This is a genomic window from Xanthobacter autotrophicus, assembly GCF_030015065.1.
Classification (GTDB): Bacteria; Pseudomonadota; Alphaproteobacteria; order Rhizobiales; family Xanthobacteraceae; genus Xanthobacter; species Xanthobacter autotrophicus_D.
On the sequence record NZ_JAIVFN010000108.1, the window covers coordinates 1 to 16240 of the forward strand.

The window sequence follows — 16240 nt, forward strand, 5'->3', positions numbered from 1 at the left end:
CCCACCACCAGCTGCGCCCACCCCTGGAGCAGGGGATCGTGGGCACCTCTGTCGTGGCCGAGCACCAGCACCACGGCGATGGCGACGAGCAGCACCGCGATCACCCGGTGCAGCGTCTGGGATTTCAGGCGCACCGCCCAGCCGGCCCCGATCCAGGCGCCGGCGAGGCTTCCGGCGAGCAGGTCGAGGATGATCGGCCAGTGCGCCGCCACCTCCGCGAGCGGCACCGCGCGGGCGCGGAACGGGAGGGCGGTGGCCACCACCACGAGGCTCACGGCCTTGTTGAGGATCACCGCCTCCAGCCCCGGAAAGCCGAACGCGCCCATGAGCAGCGGCAGGCGGAACTCCGCGCCGCCGAGCCCGATCAGCCCGCCCAGCGTGCCGATGAGGGCGCCGCCGCCGAACACCCGCGGCGCCGTGCGGCGCCCATCGCCATCCGGCCGGTCATCCATGGCATATCCGTGCTCCGGAGCGCCCTTCATAGAGGATGACGGCTTCATCTCCCTTCGCCGGGGGCGGGCGTGGCAGCGCCCATCACCGCCGAGATCAGCGCATTGATGCGCCCGAACGCCATGCGCGCCACCTCATTGGCCCGCACCATGGCATCCACGGACGCGTTCTGGTCCTGATTGGTGTGGGCGGCAAGGGCAGCGACGAGTTCACTCTGGCCGATGGCAAGGCTCCGCAGGGACAGCAGCAGGTTGTCGAGGTCGCCCTTGGTCAGCGTGAGCTGCAGCGGGGTGTCATCGGCAAAGGTCTGCCAGCGCTCCAGCGCCGCGGGCGGAATCTGCGGCGCGTCGCTCTCGCCGGCCGTATTCTCCTGAGCCATGAAATCCTCGCTTGAAAAGAATGGCGCAGCCGCGCCCTGAAAAGAAAAGACCGGCCGCTCGGGCCGGCCTCAATCTACACCCGAACGCACCAACGCACACGGCGCCCGCGCCGGCGCGCTATCCGGCCGCCGCCTGCTCCAGCGCGGCCACATCCAGCTTCACCATCTGAAGCAGGGCCTCCATCACCCGCCGCGCTTTCGCCGGGTCGGGATCGGACAGAAGCTGCGGCACCACGCGCGGCACGATCTGCCAGGCGACGCCCCAGCGATCGCGCAGCCAGCCGCACTGCTCCTCCCGCCCCTCGGCGGTGAAGGCCGCCCACAGGCGGTCCACCTCCGCCTGATCCTCGCAATCCACCTGGAAGGAGATGGCGTGGGTGTATTCCATCTTCTGCCCGCCGTTCAGCGCCAGGAAGCGCTGGCCGGCGAGGGTGAAGGCCACCAGAAGCACCGAACCCTCCGGCCCGGACGGCCCCTCGGCAGCGTTGCGGTGCACACTGTCGATGGCGCTGTCGGGGAAAAGCGAGACATAGAAGCGGGCGGCATCTTCCGCATCGCCGTCGAACCACAGGCAGGGCGAGATCTTCGGGGTCGAAATGGTGGCCATGGTCGCAATCCTCGCTGTGTCCTGGCTGAAAGACGCGCAGCGTCTCACCCAGCCGACAGCCCGCCGGCATTTTTCGCCCAGTCCTGCGGCAAGCCCCGAAAGCGCCCCATGGCGCGCCGACACTGTGCACGTGCCGGTTGACCCGCATCAATGCCGCCCCCGGCTCGGCGTCCTAACCAGTTACCGCGGCACCGAAGCGTCCCCACGTTTCCCCACCGGGGACGGATCAGGAAGGAACGCCATGACCGACACCATCGAACGCCCCGGCTTCGTCGAGCGCAACCGCCCCGGCAGGGCGAAGATGAAGGCGGCCATCTTCGTGGAGAAGAACCGCATCGTCCTGGACGAGAAGCCCATCCCGGACGTGGGTCCGCTGGATGCCCTCATCCGCATCACCACCACCACCATCTGCGGCACGGATGTCCATATCCTCAAGGGCGAATATCCGGTCGAGAAGGGCCTCACCATCGGGCACGAGCCGGTGGGCATCATCGAGAAGCTGGGCTCGGCGGTGGAAGGCTTCGCCGAGGGCCAGCGCGTGATCGCCGGCGCCATCACCCCGTCCGGCTATTCCAATGCCTGCCTGTGCGGCTGCGCCTCGCAGGACGGCCCGCGCATGAAGCACGGCTTCAAGCCCATGGGCGGCTGGCGCTTCGGCAACACCATCGACGGCGCCCAGGCCGAATATCTCGTGGTGCCCGACGCCATGACCAACCTTGCCCCGGTGCCGGAAGCGCTCGCCGACGAGCAGGTGCTCATGTGCCCGGACATCATGTCCACCGGCTTTGCCGGCGCCGAGAGCGGCAAGGTGCGGATCGGCGACACCGTGGCCGTGTTCGCGCAGGGGCCCATCGGCCTGTGCGCCACGGCGGGTGCCCGGCTCATGGGCGCCACCCGCATCATCGCCGTGGACCGGGTGGGCGAGCGGCTCAACGTCGCCCGCGCCATGGGGGCGGACGAGGTGGTGGATTTCTCCAAGGTGGACCCCGTGGAGGAGATCCTGCGCCTCACCGACGGACGTGGCGTGGACGTGGCCATCGAAGCCCTCGGCCGGCAGGAGACCTTCGAGGCCGCCCTGCGCGTGCTGCGGCCCGGCGGCACCCTCTCTTCGCTGGGAGTCTATTCCAGCGACCTCAAGATCCCGCTCGACGCCTTCGCGGCGGGCCTCGGCGACAACAGGATCGTCACCTCCCTCTGCCCCGGCGGCAAGGAGCGCATGCGCCGCCTGATGGACGTGGTGGCCTCGGGCCGGGTGGATGCCCGCGCCCTCGTCACCCATCGCTTCAGGCTGGACGACATCGAAAAGGCCTATGACCTGTTCTCCCACCAGCGCGACGGCGTTCTCAAGGTCGCCATCACCCCCTAGAGCGTTTTCCGTTCGCACTGGCTCACGGCAATCGCTCTAGACTTTTGTTTTAACGCATTTTCTTCACGCGAACCGGTATCCACTTCGCTCGAAAATGCTCTAACGTGATGCCGCCCCGGTCCGCGCCGGGGCGGCATCCTCCCAGAACGGACGATCCATGACGGCGCCGACGGATACGCCAACGCCGCCCACCCCACCCGACCATGTGGTCGGCGACCAGGGCGCCGTCTTCGCCCTTTTGGAAGATCCCACCACCCACGGCATCACTGACAAGGTGGTGCGCATCGACACCCACGGGGCGGCGGTCTTCCTCGCCGGGCCGTTCGCCTACAAGGTGAAGCGGGCGGTGTTCTTCCCCTTCATGGATTTCTCCACGCTGGAGAAGCGCCGCGCCGCCTGCGAGGCGGAGGTGGCGATCAGCGGCGCGGGGGCGCCGGGCCTCTATCTCGGCGTGGTACCCATCGTGCGCACGGCCAACGGCCTGGCGCTGGACGGCGCGGGCGAGGTGGTGGAGTTTGCGGTGAAGATGCGCCGCTTCGATACCGGTCTCACCCTGGACAGGGTGGCAGAGCGGGGCGGCTTCACGCCCGGCCTCGCCAAGGCGCTGGCGGCGGCGGTGGTCGCCTCGCACCAGGCGGCACCGGTGCGCCGGGACTTCGACACCGCCGGGCGCCTAGGCGCCTATCTCCGGGATAACATTGCGGAATTTGCGGCGCAGCCGGAGCTGTTCCCCTCCGCCGAAGGCGCCGCGCTCGCCGCCCTGTCCGAAGCCGCGCTCGCCCGCATCACCGGGCTTGTGAAGGTGCGCAGCGCGGCCGGCTTCGTCCGCCGCTGCCACGGTGACCTTCACCTGCGCAATATCGTGCTCCTCGACGGGCGGCCGGTGCTGTTCGACGCTATCGAGTTCAACGACGACATCGCCACCTGCGACGTGCTCTACGACCTCGCCTTCCTGCTGATGGACCTGTGGCAGCGCTCGCTCCACGCGGAAGCCAACGCCGTCTTCAACCGCTATCTCTGGGCGAGCGCGGACGACCAGATCGAAGGGCTCGCGGCCCTGCCCTTCTTCCTGAGCCTGCGCGCGGGCATCCGCGCCAAGGTGGAGGCGGCGGGGCTCCGGCATCTCGACGGCGAGACGCGGGCGCAGGCGCGAGCACGCATCGGTGCGGAATTTGCCGCCGCCCTCGCCTTCCTCGATCCCGCCCGCGCGACCCCGCCCGCCCATGGCGCGGAACTGCCCGCGCCCCGGTCCGGGCAGGCCGCCCTGTGGGCCGTCGGCGGGCTCTCCGGCAGCGGCAAGAGCACCTTCGCCACGCGCGTCGCGCACCTGTGCGGCACCGCTCCGGGCGCGGTAATCCTGCGCAGCGATGTGGAGCGCAAGCGCCTGTTCGGCGTGGGCGAGACCGAAAAGCTGCCGCCGGAGGCCTATGCGCCCACCGTCACGGAACGGGTCTATGCTCGCCTGCGCGCGCTGGCCCGCCGGGTGCTCGCGACGGGATGCAGCGTGATCGTCGACGCAGTCCATGCGAAGCCGCAGGAGCGCGCCGCCATCGAGCAGGTGGCGGCTGATGCGGGCATCGACTTTCACGGCTGGTGGCTGGAAGCCCCGGATGCCGAATTGATCCGGCGCGTGGAGGCGCGCACGGACGATGCGTCGGACGCCGACGCCGCGGTGGTGCGGCGCCAGCTCGCCTATGATCTCGGCGAGATCCGCTGGCAGCGCTCGCCCGGCCTCAGCACGGCGCCTTTGGCGGCTCGGCCTTCGGATCGGCACCCTTGACCACTTCCGGCTGGCGGTCGGGCGAGCCAGGCGTGGACGCCTGTGGCGTCGTGCCGATGAAGGAGCCGCCCGTGCCACCGGACCAGCCGGTCGAACCCGCCCCGCCCGGCGCGGTGCCCGAATGCGCGCCCTGCGCCGGCGGGGTGGCGGCGGCATGGGCCGGCTGCCCGCAGACCCCCTTTTCGGGCTCCGTGGTCCCTTCTGCCGCAGCAGGCGAAGGCGCGCCCGATGCAAGGAGGAACATCACCGCGCCGACGAGGCTGGTGGCGGCGATCCGCACCAGGGTGAGCGAGCGCGGCGGAAGGATGACGGGAGACGCGCGGCGAAGCGCCGTCGGATGAGCGGTCGGGGCCATGGCTGTTCTCCTTTCGACGGGAGAACGCCCCGAAAAACCGCCCGGTTCCTTGCTTCCCCAGAAGGCCCGCCCGACCGGGACGCGGGGATCACGCCGACGGCCCCGCTCCTCACCGGTGCCGGGAGGGTTTCGCCTGAAGCGTTTTCGAGCGCGGTGGAAGCCCGGCTCGCGTGAAGAAATGCGTCAACGCAAAACATGGATCGCTTCCCCGATGCCATGAAACGGGGAAACCTTCGGGCGCCGCGCGAGCCACGCCGGCAGTCGCTGGCGTCAGCCCTCCACCACCACCCGGCCCGGCCCGGCTTCCACCGTGCCGATGCGGGCGGCGGCGGGATAGCCGGCGGCGTGGATGGCGGCAAGAAGCCGGTCCGCCGCTTCCGGCGCGCAGGCCACCAGCAGACCGCCCGAGGTCTGGGGATCGGTGAGGAGGTGCCGCTGCCAGTCGGGAGTGCCTTCGGGCAGGTCCACCTCGTGCCCGTAGCTCGCCCAGTTGCGATGCGACGCGCCGGTGACGAAGCCCTGCTGCACAAGATGCTCCGCCTCCCCCAGCACAGGCAGCGCCGCCCGCCACAGGCGCAGCGTGGCGCCGGAGCCGCGCGCCATTTCCAGACCATGGCCGAGAATGCCGAAGCCGGTCACGTCGGTCATGGCGTGGACCGCTTCGTCCTGCGCCAGCTCGGCACCGATGCGGTTGAGCTTGGTGACAGAGGCGAGCATCTCGTCATAGGCGGGCTGGCCCAGCGCCTCTTTCTTGAAGGCGGCGGAATAGACCCCCACCCCCAGCGCCTTGGTGAGGATCAGCGCATCCCCCGGCCGGGCTGTGGAATTGCGGCGGATGCACGAGCGCGGCGCCGAGCCGATCACCGCGAGGCCATAGACCGGCTCGGGGCAATCGATGGAATGCCCGCCGGCCACCGGAATACCCGCCTGCGCGCAGATGGCGGCCCCGCCACCGAGAATGGCGCGCACGGTGGCGGTGTCGATCTTGCCCAGCGGCATGCCGAGGATGGCGAGGGCCATCAGCGGGGTGCCGCCCATGGCATAGATGTCGGAGATGGCATTGGCGGCGGCGATGCGGCCGAAATGGTCGGGATCGTCCACCATGGGCATGAAGAAGTCCGTGGTTGCGATGATGGCGGTTCCGCCGTCGAGGTCCCACACCGCGGCGTCGTCGCCGGTCTCGGTGCCCACGAGCAGGCGCTCGAACGGCCCGCCCTGGGCCTGGCCGGCGAGCAGGTCCTGCAGCACCGAGGGCGCGAGCTTGCAGCCGCAGCCGCCGCCATGGGCAAGGCTGGTGAGGCGGACGGAAGGCACGTCAAGCATGGCTGGATTTCCATTTTCCCGGGCGCGCCATCCGCCCCGTCCCCGGCGGAACGGCGCGCGCTCATTCCTGGCATTGAATGGCCGGTCCGGTCAGGCTGGACACCTGACCGGATCTTGCCCTGATCCCGCCGGCGGGGACCCCCGCCGCTTCCGCCACGCCCCCGGGGCCGTTGCGTCTCGAAAGACGCTACGGCCCGGCATGGCGACGGGGGCGTTCGCCCCGACCGGCGAGGCTGGTCATACCGCGATTTCGGAGGCGCGGATGACGTACTTGAAAGTGTCCGGATCGAGGCAGTCGAGCAGCCCCGCCGCATTCGCCGCCTGCGGGTACATGAGGAAGCCGAGGCGCGGGCCCTCGAAGCCCGGCAGGGCCACGTCATGCGCCGTGTTGAAGGCGAACCAGTTGCCTTCCCACCCTCCGAACAGCGCCTTGCGGGCCGCCGCCACCTTGGGATCGTCGAGGGCGAGCTTGCCCGGCGGCTCCTCCAGCGCCACCTTGCGCACGTCGGCCGGGTCCATGGGCACCCAGCCGAAATCGGAGAGGAACACCTCGGCGCGGCAATGCTGGGCCTTGGTGACGGTCTCCGAATTGGCACCGAGGCTCTTGTAGCCGAAGCGCGAGGGCACCACCCGCAGGCCGTAGATGTCGCGCGCCGGAATGCCCTGCGCCCGCACCAGGCCCACGAACAGGGCGTTGAGGTCCGCGCACTTGCCGCCGAGATCGCCGCTCCTGAGCAGCGCCGCGATGTCGCCGATGCCGCAGCCCCGCGTCGCCGGGTTGCGATAGGTGTTCTCGACGATCCACTCGAAGATGGCGCGCACCTTCTCCAGTTCGCCGGCCTTGCCAGCGACAATCTTGTCGGAGGTCGCCTTCACGATGCCGTCGGTGGGGATGAGGTCGGTGGGCGCGGTGTTGCGGGCATGCTCCTTGGGATCGAGCGGCATGGGCCGGCCCGGCCTCGTCAGGTCCACCGCCCACTCCCGGCTGGTGGCGCGGCTGGTGAGCTCCACCCGCGGAGCTGTCTCGCCGTCCGCGAAGACGAGATGCAGCATGTCCGCACCCGAATGGGGATCGCGCACCAGCGCGGCGGAGCGCGCGTTGGTGGTCCAGCTGTTCTCGCCGGGCCGGAACCAGTCCGGATTGGAGAAGGAGGCCACCGGCAGCCACGCCTGCACCCGGCCCTCCGGCTTCAGGATCTCCACCGTGGTGACGATCTGGTAGCTGCGCCACTTGCCCACGGCGGGCGTGAAGGTCTGCGGGGCCGGCGCCTGTTGCGCAAAGGCCTCGCGGGGCAAGGCCGCGGCGACGGTGGCGAGGGCGCCGGCCTTCAGCAGGTCTCGTCTCGTGGTCATGTCAGGGCTCCTCCTGGCTTTCCTTGTTGTTTGCCGCAGGGCTGGAATGGCCATGCGGCAGGCCTCCGGCCCCGTTCACTGCGGCGATGGCCTCGTCGGTCTCGGGGCTGTCCCACGCCACCTCCCCTTCCGCCCTGAGCGCGATGCGCCCTTCGGCGACCACGAAGCTGGCGGAAAGCAGGCTGACGCCGAAGGCGCGCGTGGCGGAACGGTCCATGTCCAAGAGGATCGGCCCCGGCGCCGGCTGCTCCTCGAAGAAGCGGCGCACCCGCGCCGGAACCTCGGCCACGTCCACCAGCGCGACGCTCACCTGCGGCCAGCGCGCCGCAAAGCGCCCGAGGGCGGGCAGCTCGGCGCGGCACGGAGCGCACCAGGTGGCGAAGAAATGCACCACCGTGACGCGGTGCGAATGGGCCAGATCGAAGGGCGGCCCGTCGAGGGTCGCAAGGCGCAGCGGCGGCGCGGGCGGATGGCCTGCCACGGGACGCAGGAGCCGGGGCGCAGCCTGCGGGTCGGAGGCTGGCGCATCGGGGGAGGCGCAGGCCGCCGGGGCGCCGAAAGGCATGGCAAGGGCGACCGCGGCCATGGACGCAGCCATGGACGTAGCCATGCGCGCGATGGCGCGCCGGGGTGCTCCGGCCGGCGCCTTGCCGGCGCACGCCAGACCGCGGGTGACAGCGGCACCCTGATCTTTCAGGAAGAAAGATGAACCACGCGGAGAGCCCCGATCCTCGGGAGCGAACATGATTTTCACCCGCGCAATCTGGAACACCCCGCGCGGGGGGTCAACGCTCAAGTCCGTGAAGCCTCGCATGCTTTCGCAGCGCCTTGGGACCATTACGGGGAAAATTTCAAAATCGCACGGCGTTTCTATTCAAAGCTTGCGTATTTATTGCAGCGCAGCATGATTGCGAACGGAAAATCTCGTGGAGACACGGGAAGTTGTCCCTCCGTTAATTGACATCACTCCAGTTCCAAAATACCGTCCACCAGCCGGAATTCCGGTATCGGGCGGCGCCTTGCGACCGCCCGCAATCGTCCCCCGTGCGGGGCGCAAAAGGTCGGAGGTTTCCTTCGATGAACATGGAGCTTTCGCGCCGCCAGTTCCTGAAAACGGCGGGCGCGGGCGTGGCGGGGACCACCCTTGGGGCGATGGGCTTCGGCGCCATCGAGGAGGCCTACGCCTCCACCATCAAGCCATTCCGCCTCGTCAACACGACGGAAGTGCGCAACACCTGCACCTATTGCTCGGTGGCGTGCGGCATCCTCATCTTCACCAAGGGCAATCTGGCAAAGGGGGAGAAGGCCGACATCACCCATATCGAGGGTGACAGCGACCATCCCACCAACCGCGGCACGCTCTGCCCCAAGGGCGCGGCCCTGCTCGACATCGTCAAATCCGAGACGCGCCTGAAATATCCCATGATCCGGCGCGCGGGATCCGACCGGTTCGAGCGCATCTCCTGGGACGAGGCGCTCGACAAGATCGCGCGCACCCTCAAGGACGACCGCGACGCCAACTTCATCGCCAGGAACAAGGACGGCGTGACCGTGAACCGGTGGGTGACCACCGGCTTCCTCGCCGCCTCGGCGACGACCAACGAAACCGCCTGGTGCACGTACAAGACGGTACGTTCGCTCGGCATGCTGGTGTTCGACAACCAGGCGCGGGTTTGACACGGCCCCACGGTGTCCAGTTTGGGCCCAACTTTTGGCCGTGGCGCGATGACCAATTCGTGGACCGACATCCGGAACACGGACCTGGTCGTCATCATGGGCGGCAACGCCGCTGAAGCGCACCCGTGCGGATTCAAATGGGTTACGGAGGCGAAAGCCAGCCGTGGTGCGAAGCTTGTCGTCGTGGATCCGCGCTTCACGCGCTCGGCCGCGGTGGCGGACTATTACGCCCCGATCCGGCAAGGCACCGACATCGCCTTCCTCAACGGCGTCATCAATTACTGCATCGCCAACGACAAGGTGCAGTGGGATTATGTGAAGGCGTTCACCAACGCCAGCTACATCGTCAAGGAGGGCTTCGCCTACCAGGACGGCCTCTTCACCGGCTACGACGCGGAGAAACGCGACTACAACCGCTCCACCTGGGACTATGACATCGGTCCCGACGGCTATGCGGTGGTGGACGACACGCTCCAGCATCCGCGCTGCGTGTGGAACCTACTGAAGGCCCACGTCGCCCAGTACACGCCCGAGCTGGTGGAGCGCATCACCGGCACGCCGAAGGACAAGTTCCTGAAAGTGGCGTCCATGATCGCGGAGTGCTCGTCCAAGACGAAGACGATGACCTCCATGTACGCGCTCGGCTGGACCCAGCATTCCAAGGGATCGCAGAACATCCGCACCATGGCGATGCTGCAGCTGATCCTCGGGAACATCGGCGTGCGCGGCGGCGGCATGAATGCGTTGCGCGGGCATTCCAACATCCAGGGGCTGACCGATGTCGGGCTCATGTCCAACATGATCCCCGGCTATCTCACCCTGCCCACGGAGCGCGAGCCCGACTTCAACGCCTACATGTCCACGCGCGGCTTCAAGCCGCTGCGTCCCAACCAGATGAGCTACTGGCAGAACTACAGGAAGTTCTTTGTCAGTTTCCAGAAGTCCATGTGGGGAGACGCAGCCACCGCCGAGAACAACTGGGCGTTCGACTACCTGCCGAAGCTCGACGTGCCGGCCTACGACATCCTGCGCGCCTTCGAGCTGATGAAGCAAGGCAAGATCACCAACTACATCTGCCAGGGCTTCAACCCGATGCAGGCCTTCCCCAACCGGGGCAAGCTCACCGAGGCGCTCTCCAAGCTCAAGCTGCTCGTGGTCATGGACCCGCTCGAGACCGAGACGGCCCGCTTCTGGGAGAATCACGGCGTCTACAATCCGGCGGACACGGCGAAGATCCAGACCGAAGTGATCCAGCTGCCCACCACCTGCTTCGCGGAGGACGAGGGAGCCCTCGTCAATTCCGGGCGGTGGATCCAGTGGCACTGGCCGGCGGGCTCGCCTCCGGGCGAGGCGCGGACCGATGCCGCCATCATGGCGGGCATCCATCTGCGGATGAAGGAGCTGTATCGCAAGGAAGGCGGCGCCTTCCCCGATCCCATCCTCAACCTGACGTGGACCTACAAGGACCCGCACGAGCCCACGGCCGTCGAGCTCACCAAGGAGCTCAACGGGTCGGTGCTCAGGGACGTGCCGGACCCCAACGATCCCACCAAGAAGCTGCTGGAAGCCGGCAAGCAGGTGGCGGGCTTCGGCGTCCTGCGCGACGACGGCAGCACCGCGTGCGGCAACTGGATCTATTCCGGCTCCTATACCGAGGCCGGCAACATGATGGCCCGCCGGGACAATTCCGATCCCGACGCCACCGGCGCCTACCTGAAATGGTCGTTCGCCTGGCCGGCGAACCGGCGCATCCTCTACAACCGCGCCTCCTGCGACATCGACGGCAAGCCGTGGGATCCCACGCGCAAGCTGATCGAGTGGGACGGGTCGAAATGGACGGGCTACGACGTGCCCGACATCGCCGTGACCGCCAAGCCGCAGGATGTGGGACCCTTCATCATGAACCCGGAAGGCGTCTCGCGCCTGTTCGCCCGGGGCATGATGCGGGAAGGCCCGTTCCCGGTGCACTACGAGCCGTTCGAGAGCCCGGTCGCCAATCTCATCGCCCCGAAGATAAGGGGCAATCCGGTGGCGCGCGTGTTCAAGGACGACTTCGCCCAGTTCGCCGACACGGCATCCAAGGAGTTCCCCTATGCGGCGACCTCCTACCGCCTGACCGAGCATTTCCACTACTGGACCAAGAACAACCACGTGAACTCGGTGCTCCAGCCCGAATTCTTCGTGGAAATCTCCGAGGAGCTGGCGAAGGAGAAGAAGATCGAGAATGCCGGCTGGGTCCGGGTGTGGTCGAAGCGCGGCTCCGTCTTCGCCAAGGCCTACGTGACCAAGCGCATCCGTCCGCTGATGGTGGACGGCAAGCCGGTGCACATCGTGGGCATTCCCATCCACTGGGGCTTCGTGGGGGCGGCGAAGAAGGGCTTCCCGGCCAACGTGCTCACCCCGTTCGTGGGTGACGCGAACATCGAGACGCCCGAGTTCAAGGCGTTCCTCGTGAACATCGAGCCCACCACCGGGCCGGTGGCGTAAGGAGAAGGAGTGGCGTCATGTTTCCTCCGATCCCAAACCCTCCGGTCACCCCCACCCCGGCGAAGTTCGGCGAAGGCGACCTTATCCGGCGCTCGGCCTCCAACCTGCGGGTGCCGGTGGAGTTCAAGGAGCCGGTGGCCAAGCTCATCGACGTGTCGAAGTGCATCGGCTGCAAGGCCTGTCAGGCGGCGTGCCTTGAATGGAACGAGCTCCATGAGGAGATCGGCACCTTCAACGGCTCCTACACCAACCCGCCGGACCTGACCGAGAACTCGTTGACGCTCATGCGCTTCACCGAGTGGGTGAACCCTGAGACCGACACCCTCGAATGGCTCATCCGCAAGGACGGCTGCATGCATTGCGCCGATCCGGGCTGCCTCAAGGCCTGCCCGGCGCCCGGCGCCATCGTGCAGTATTCCAACGGCATCGTGGACTTCGACCACGACCGGTGCATCGGCTGCGGCTATTGCGTGAAGGGCTGCCCCTTCAACATTCCGCGCATCTCCAAGGCCGACCACAAGGCGTACAAGTGCACCCTGTGCTCCGACCGCGTGGCCGTGGGCCAGGGCCCCGCCTGCCAGAAGGCGTGCCCCACCCAGGCCATCGTGTTCGGCACCAAGACGCAGATGAAGGAGTGGGCCGAGGGGCGCATCAAGGATCTCAAATCCCGCGGCTACAAGAATGCGGGGCTCTACGATCCGCCCGGCGTCGGCGGCACCCATGTGATGTACGTGCTCCAGCACGCCGACCAGCCCTCCCTCTATGCGGGCCTGCCGGACAATCCACGCATCAGCCGCATCGTCGAGGCCTGGAAGGGCGTCACCAAATATGTGGGTCTCGGCGTGATGGGCTTCGCGGCCATCGCCGGCGCGCTGCACTATCTGGTGGCGGGCGCCAACAAGGTGACGCCGGAAGACGAGGCCAATGCCGAGAAGCTGACTGAGGGAGGCCGTTCATGAGCGCGCCCTATGACGTCGAATCCGGCGATGCGGTCCATCCCGGCCATCCGGTGCAGGTGGACCGCTACACGGTGGGCGCCCGGATCAACCACTGGATCACGGCCATCAGCCTGATCCTTCTGGCGATCTCGGGCCTCGCCTTGTTTCACCCCAGCCTGTTTTTCCTCACCGGCCTGTTCGGCGGGGGCCAGATGACGCGCACCATCCACCCCTGGATCGGCGTGGTGCTGTTCTTCTCCTTCTTCGGCATGTTCCTGCGCTTCTGGAAGGCCAACCTTTGGAAGAGCGAGGACGGCACCTGGATGCGTCGCATCCGCGACGTCATCGCCGGCCACGAGGAGAAGCTGCCGGAGCTCGGCAAGTACAATGCCGGCCAGAAGCTGGTGTTCTGGGGCATGTCGTTCCTGATCGTCGTCCTGATCGCCTCGGGAGTCGTGATCTGGAACGCCTATTTCTCCACCTTCACCAGTATCGGGCAGCAGCGTGTCGCCCTGCTGGTGCATTCGGTGGCGGCGGTGGCGATCATCTCGTTGTGGATCGTGCACGTCTATGCCGCCATCTGGGTGAAGGGCACCATCAGCGCCATGACGCGCGGGCAGGTCACCGGCGGATGGGCGTGGCGGCACCACCGCAAATGGCTCCGCGAACTGGTCTCCCGCAAGACCCCCGGCAGTTCGGGGACGCGGGGGACTCCCGCGGAATAGTGCGAGGCGTATAATGCAAGCCCGGCGGCGACCTCGCGCGGCCGGGCTGTCAGAGCATTTTCCGTTCGCCCCGGCTCACGGAAAACACTCGAAAGTTTCGTTTTGACGCGTTTTCTTCATGCGAACCGGTATCCACTTCGCTCGAAAACGCTCTGGCACGTGACCCGTGAGGTTCGTGAGGTCCCAATGGCGCGTTCGTCCGGTCCGTTCTCCAGCCCTCCCGGCCCTGTCATGCCCGACCCTTCGGTGCTGGAAGGGGGCACCGCACCGGTCTTCGCCCATCTGCCGGACCCGGCCACCCTGTTCGCGCGCCGCGCCGAGCGCTTCGGCCGTCTGGCGCAGGGCCATATGCTCGGTCCCTATCTTTCCTTCCTCGGGCACATCGCCCGCGCCCAGCACGTGGCGGCGGAACGCACCCCCGCGCCCGAGCAGCCCGATGCGGAAGCGGTTGAACGCGCCCGGACCCACGAGATGCCGCCGCTGGACCGCAGCCACTTCACCGCGGACGCCGCGTTTGAAGCCACACTCGACCGCCTGCTGTCGCAGGCCCGCGCCATCGAGAAGCCGGAGCCGGCCGAGGCCGCGCTCGCCCGGGTGCAGGCCGCCTCGGAGGCGGAGCGCGGCGAGATGATCCGCAACGTGCTCGCCGATTCCATTCCCGTGGAGGCCCTAGCCGAGCATCTTTATGTGGCGGCGGCGCTCCAGGTGCATTTCGCCCGCCTCGCCGCCCGTCTCGATGCGTCGCGCCTCGTGCCGGTCGGCGACGGGGTCTGCCCGGTGTGCGGCGGACCGCCGGTGGCGAGCCTGGTGGTGAACTGGCCCATGTCTCCCGGCGCGCGCTATTGCGCCTGCGCCCTGTGCGGCACCCTGTGGAACTTCGTGCGGGTGCGCTGCACCGCCTGCGGCTCCACCGGCGGCATCGCCTATCAGGAGGTGGAAGGCGGAAACGGTGCCGTCAAGGCCGAGACCTGCGACGCCTGCCACTCCTACGCCAAGGTGCTCTATCTCGCCCAGGATGCGGACCTCGATCCCGTCGCCGACGACGTGGCCAGCCTCGGCCTCGACCTCAAGCAGAAGGAAGGACCTTACCGGCGCTCCACCTTCAACCCGTTCCTGCTCGGCTATTGAGGGGGCGGCCATGTCAGCGCATGTTGTGTCAGCGCACGCCGCCGCACCCCCGGTCGCCCGCCCCGAGGCCACTTCCGACGCGCCGCTGCGCGTGCTGCCCTCGGTGGATGCCGTGCTGAAGGCCGAGCTTGCCCGGGCAGCCGTGGACCGCCACGGCCGGCAGGCGGCCACTGCCGCCGTGCGCGCCGCCCTCGATGAGCGCCGCGCCGCCCTGCGCGCAGGGGCCGGCGGCCCGGCGACGGCGCAGGAGATCGCGGCTTCGGCGCTGGCCCGGCTGGATGCGGCGGCGGCCCCCAGCCTCAGGCCGGTGTTCAACCTCACCGGCACGGTGCTGCACACCAATCTCGGCCGTGCCATCTTCGCCGAAGAGGCGGTGGAGGCGGCGGTGCGGGCCATGCGCAACGCGGTCGCCCTCGAATATGACCTCGACGGCGGCAGGCGCGGCGAGCGCGACGACCATGTGCGCGGCCTCGTCTGCGAACTGACGGGGGCGGAAGACGCCACCCTCGTCAACAACAACGCCGCCGCCGTCCTGCTGGTGCTGAACACCCTGTCGCTCGGAAAGCCGGCCATCGTCTCGCGCGGCGAGCTGATCGAGATCGGCGGCGCCTTCCGCATGCCGGAGATCATGCGCCGGGCCGGCGCGGAGCTGGAGGAGGTGGGCACCACCAACCGCACCCATGCCCGCGACTATCGCGATGCCATCCGCCCCGAGACCGGCGTGATCCTGAAGGTGCACACCTCCAATTACCGCATCGAGGGCTTCACCAAGGAGGTGCCGCCGCGCGAGCTGGCGCAGATCGCCCAGGCGGGCGGCGTGCCGCTGGTGAACGACCTGGGCTCAGGCACCCTGGCGGACCTTTCCCGCTACGGCCTCGTCCACGAGCCCACGGTGCGGGAGGCGGTGGCCGAGGGGGCGGACATCGTCACCTTCTCCGGCGACAAGCTTCTGGGCGGCCCGCAGGCCGGTTTCATCGTGGGCCGGCGCGACCTGATCGCCCGGATCAACAAGAACCCCATGAAGCGGGCGCTCAGGCTGGACAAGGTGCGCCTCGCGGCCATCGAGGCGACGCTGCGCCTCTATCGCGATCCCGATCGCCTCGCCGAGCGCCTGCCCACCCTGCGATACCTTACCCGCCGGCCGGAAGACATGGCCGCCCAGGCCGCGCGCCTCGCCCCGCAGATTGCCGCCGTTCTTGGCCCGCCCTTCACGCTTGACGCAACGGCATGCCGTAGCCAGATCGGCTCCGGCGCCCTCCCTCTCGAGACGCTGGAAGGCGTGGGCCTTGCCATTCGCAACCGCGACGGCAGCGGCGGCGCGCTCAACCGGCTGGCCGATGCGCTGCGCCGCCTGCCGGTTCCGGTCATCGGACGGATTGACGATAACGCGCTTGTGCTCGATTTGAGATGCCTTGAAGACGAAGCGGCGTTTCTTGCGTCCGTGACCGCTTTGGAGGGGGCTCATGAGCTGGCTTGACCGACTGAAGGGCAAAGGGGGCACCACCGGGGAGACACCGGGCGCCGCGGACGACGAGGCCAGCCGCGTGCGTCCCTTCCCCCCGCGTTCCCAGCGTCCCGCGGAGGGCCGCGCCGAACAGGCGGTGTCCGACGACCTCGACGCGCTGCTGAGCGATATCGCCTCCGGCCTCTCCGCCGGCCGCCCCACCAGCGC

General features: G+C 68.4%; 15 protein-coding genes. 8 read left to right on the forward strand and 7 right to left on the reverse strand.

From position 1 onward, the window contains the following. The 3 genes from K9U40_RS18055 to K9U40_RS18065 form a co-directional block, all read right to left on the reverse strand. Window positions 1-452 (reverse strand): sulfite exporter TauE/SafE family protein (locus K9U40_RS18055; protein ID WP_282891524.1); only part of this gene is annotated, 452 nt, incomplete at its 3' end. 44 nt (window positions 453-496) lie between these two features. Next, the gene (locus tag K9U40_RS18060) at window positions 497-829 is read right to left on the reverse strand and encodes a hypothetical protein (RefSeq protein WP_282891525.1); all 333 of its coding nucleotides are present in this window, start codon (window positions 827-829) and stop codon (window positions 497-499) included. A gap of 118 nt (window positions 830-947) precedes the next feature. After that, complete coding sequence (locus K9U40_RS18065) at window positions 948-1436, reverse strand: VOC family protein (protein WP_282891526.1); 489 nt, start codon at window positions 1434-1436, stop codon at window positions 948-950. Between the two features lie 241 nt (window positions 1437-1677). Here K9U40_RS18065 and K9U40_RS18070 point away from each other — a divergent pair, with 241 nt between their 5' ends. Together K9U40_RS18070 and K9U40_RS18075 are read left to right on the forward strand one after the other, a co-directional pair. After that, window positions 1678-2802 carry an NAD(P)-dependent alcohol dehydrogenase gene (locus tag K9U40_RS18070; RefSeq protein WP_282891527.1) on the forward strand — a complete coding sequence of 375 codons (1125 nt, stop codon included), beginning with the start codon at window positions 1678-1680 and terminating at the stop codon, window positions 2800-2802. Between the two features lie 157 nt (window positions 2803-2959). Continuing rightward, window positions 2960-4582, forward strand: a complete 1623-nt coding sequence (locus K9U40_RS18075) for an AAA family ATPase (protein WP_282891528.1) — start codon at window positions 2960-2962, stop codon at window positions 4580-4582. Here the strand turns inward: K9U40_RS18075 and K9U40_RS18080 are convergent. The 4 genes from K9U40_RS18080 to K9U40_RS18095 form a co-directional block, all read right to left on the reverse strand. After that, window positions 4536-4937 carry a hypothetical protein gene (locus tag K9U40_RS18080; RefSeq protein ID WP_282891529.1) on the reverse strand — a complete coding sequence of 134 codons (402 nt, stop codon included), beginning with the start codon at window positions 4935-4937 and terminating at the stop codon, window positions 4536-4538. The genes K9U40_RS18075 and K9U40_RS18080 overlap by 47 nt on opposite strands. Window positions 4938-5207: 270 nt before the next feature. Next, window positions 5208-6260, reverse strand: a complete 1053-nt coding sequence (selD, locus tag K9U40_RS18085; RefSeq protein WP_282891530.1) for a selenide, water dikinase SelD — start codon at window positions 6258-6260, stop codon at window positions 5208-5210. A gap of 237 nt (window positions 6261-6497) precedes the next feature. Beyond that, complete coding sequence (locus K9U40_RS18090) at window positions 6498-7613, reverse strand: transglutaminase-like domain-containing protein (RefSeq protein WP_282891531.1); 1116 nt, start codon at window positions 7611-7613, stop codon at window positions 6498-6500. A 1-nt stretch (window position 7614) separates the two neighbouring features. Further along, window positions 7615-8211, reverse strand: coding sequence for a TlpA family protein disulfide reductase (locus K9U40_RS18095; protein WP_282891532.1), 597 nt, complete (start codon window positions 8209-8211; stop codon window positions 7615-7617). A gap of 479 nt (window positions 8212-8690) precedes the next feature. Between K9U40_RS18095 and fdnG the strand changes: the two genes are divergently transcribed. The 6 genes from fdnG to K9U40_RS18125 all read left to right on the forward strand — a co-directional run. After that, window positions 8691-11777: a formate dehydrogenase-N subunit alpha gene (gene fdnG / locus K9U40_RS18100; RefSeq protein WP_282891533.1), complete on the forward strand. Its 3087-nt coding sequence runs from the start codon at window positions 8691-8693 to the stop codon at window positions 11775-11777. A 17-nt stretch (window positions 11778-11794) separates the two neighbouring features. Further along, window positions 11795-12736: a formate dehydrogenase subunit beta gene (gene fdxH, locus K9U40_RS18105; RefSeq protein ID WP_282891534.1), complete on the forward strand. Its 942-nt coding sequence runs from the start codon at window positions 11795-11797 to the stop codon at window positions 12734-12736. Continuing rightward, complete coding sequence (locus K9U40_RS18110; protein WP_282891535.1) at window positions 12733-13440, forward strand: formate dehydrogenase subunit gamma; 708 nt, start codon at window positions 12733-12735, stop codon at window positions 13438-13440. Before fdxH ends, K9U40_RS18110 begins: the two co-directional genes overlap by 4 nt. Before the next feature lie 231 nt (window positions 13441-13671). Beyond that, window positions 13672-14568: a formate dehydrogenase accessory protein FdhE gene (fdhE, locus tag K9U40_RS18115; protein WP_282891536.1), complete on the forward strand. Its 897-nt coding sequence runs from the start codon at window positions 13672-13674 to the stop codon at window positions 14566-14568. A gap of 10 nt (window positions 14569-14578) precedes the next feature. Continuing rightward, on the forward strand, window positions 14579-16045 hold the full coding sequence (gene selA, locus K9U40_RS18120) for an L-seryl-tRNA(Sec) selenium transferase (RefSeq protein WP_282891537.1): 1467 nt from the start codon (window positions 14579-14581) through the stop codon (window positions 16043-16045). Next, the coding region (locus K9U40_RS18125; RefSeq protein ID WP_282891538.1) for a hypothetical protein at window positions 16032-16240 on the forward strand (209 nt) is incomplete at its 3' end. The genes selA and K9U40_RS18125, both read left to right, overlap by 14 nt.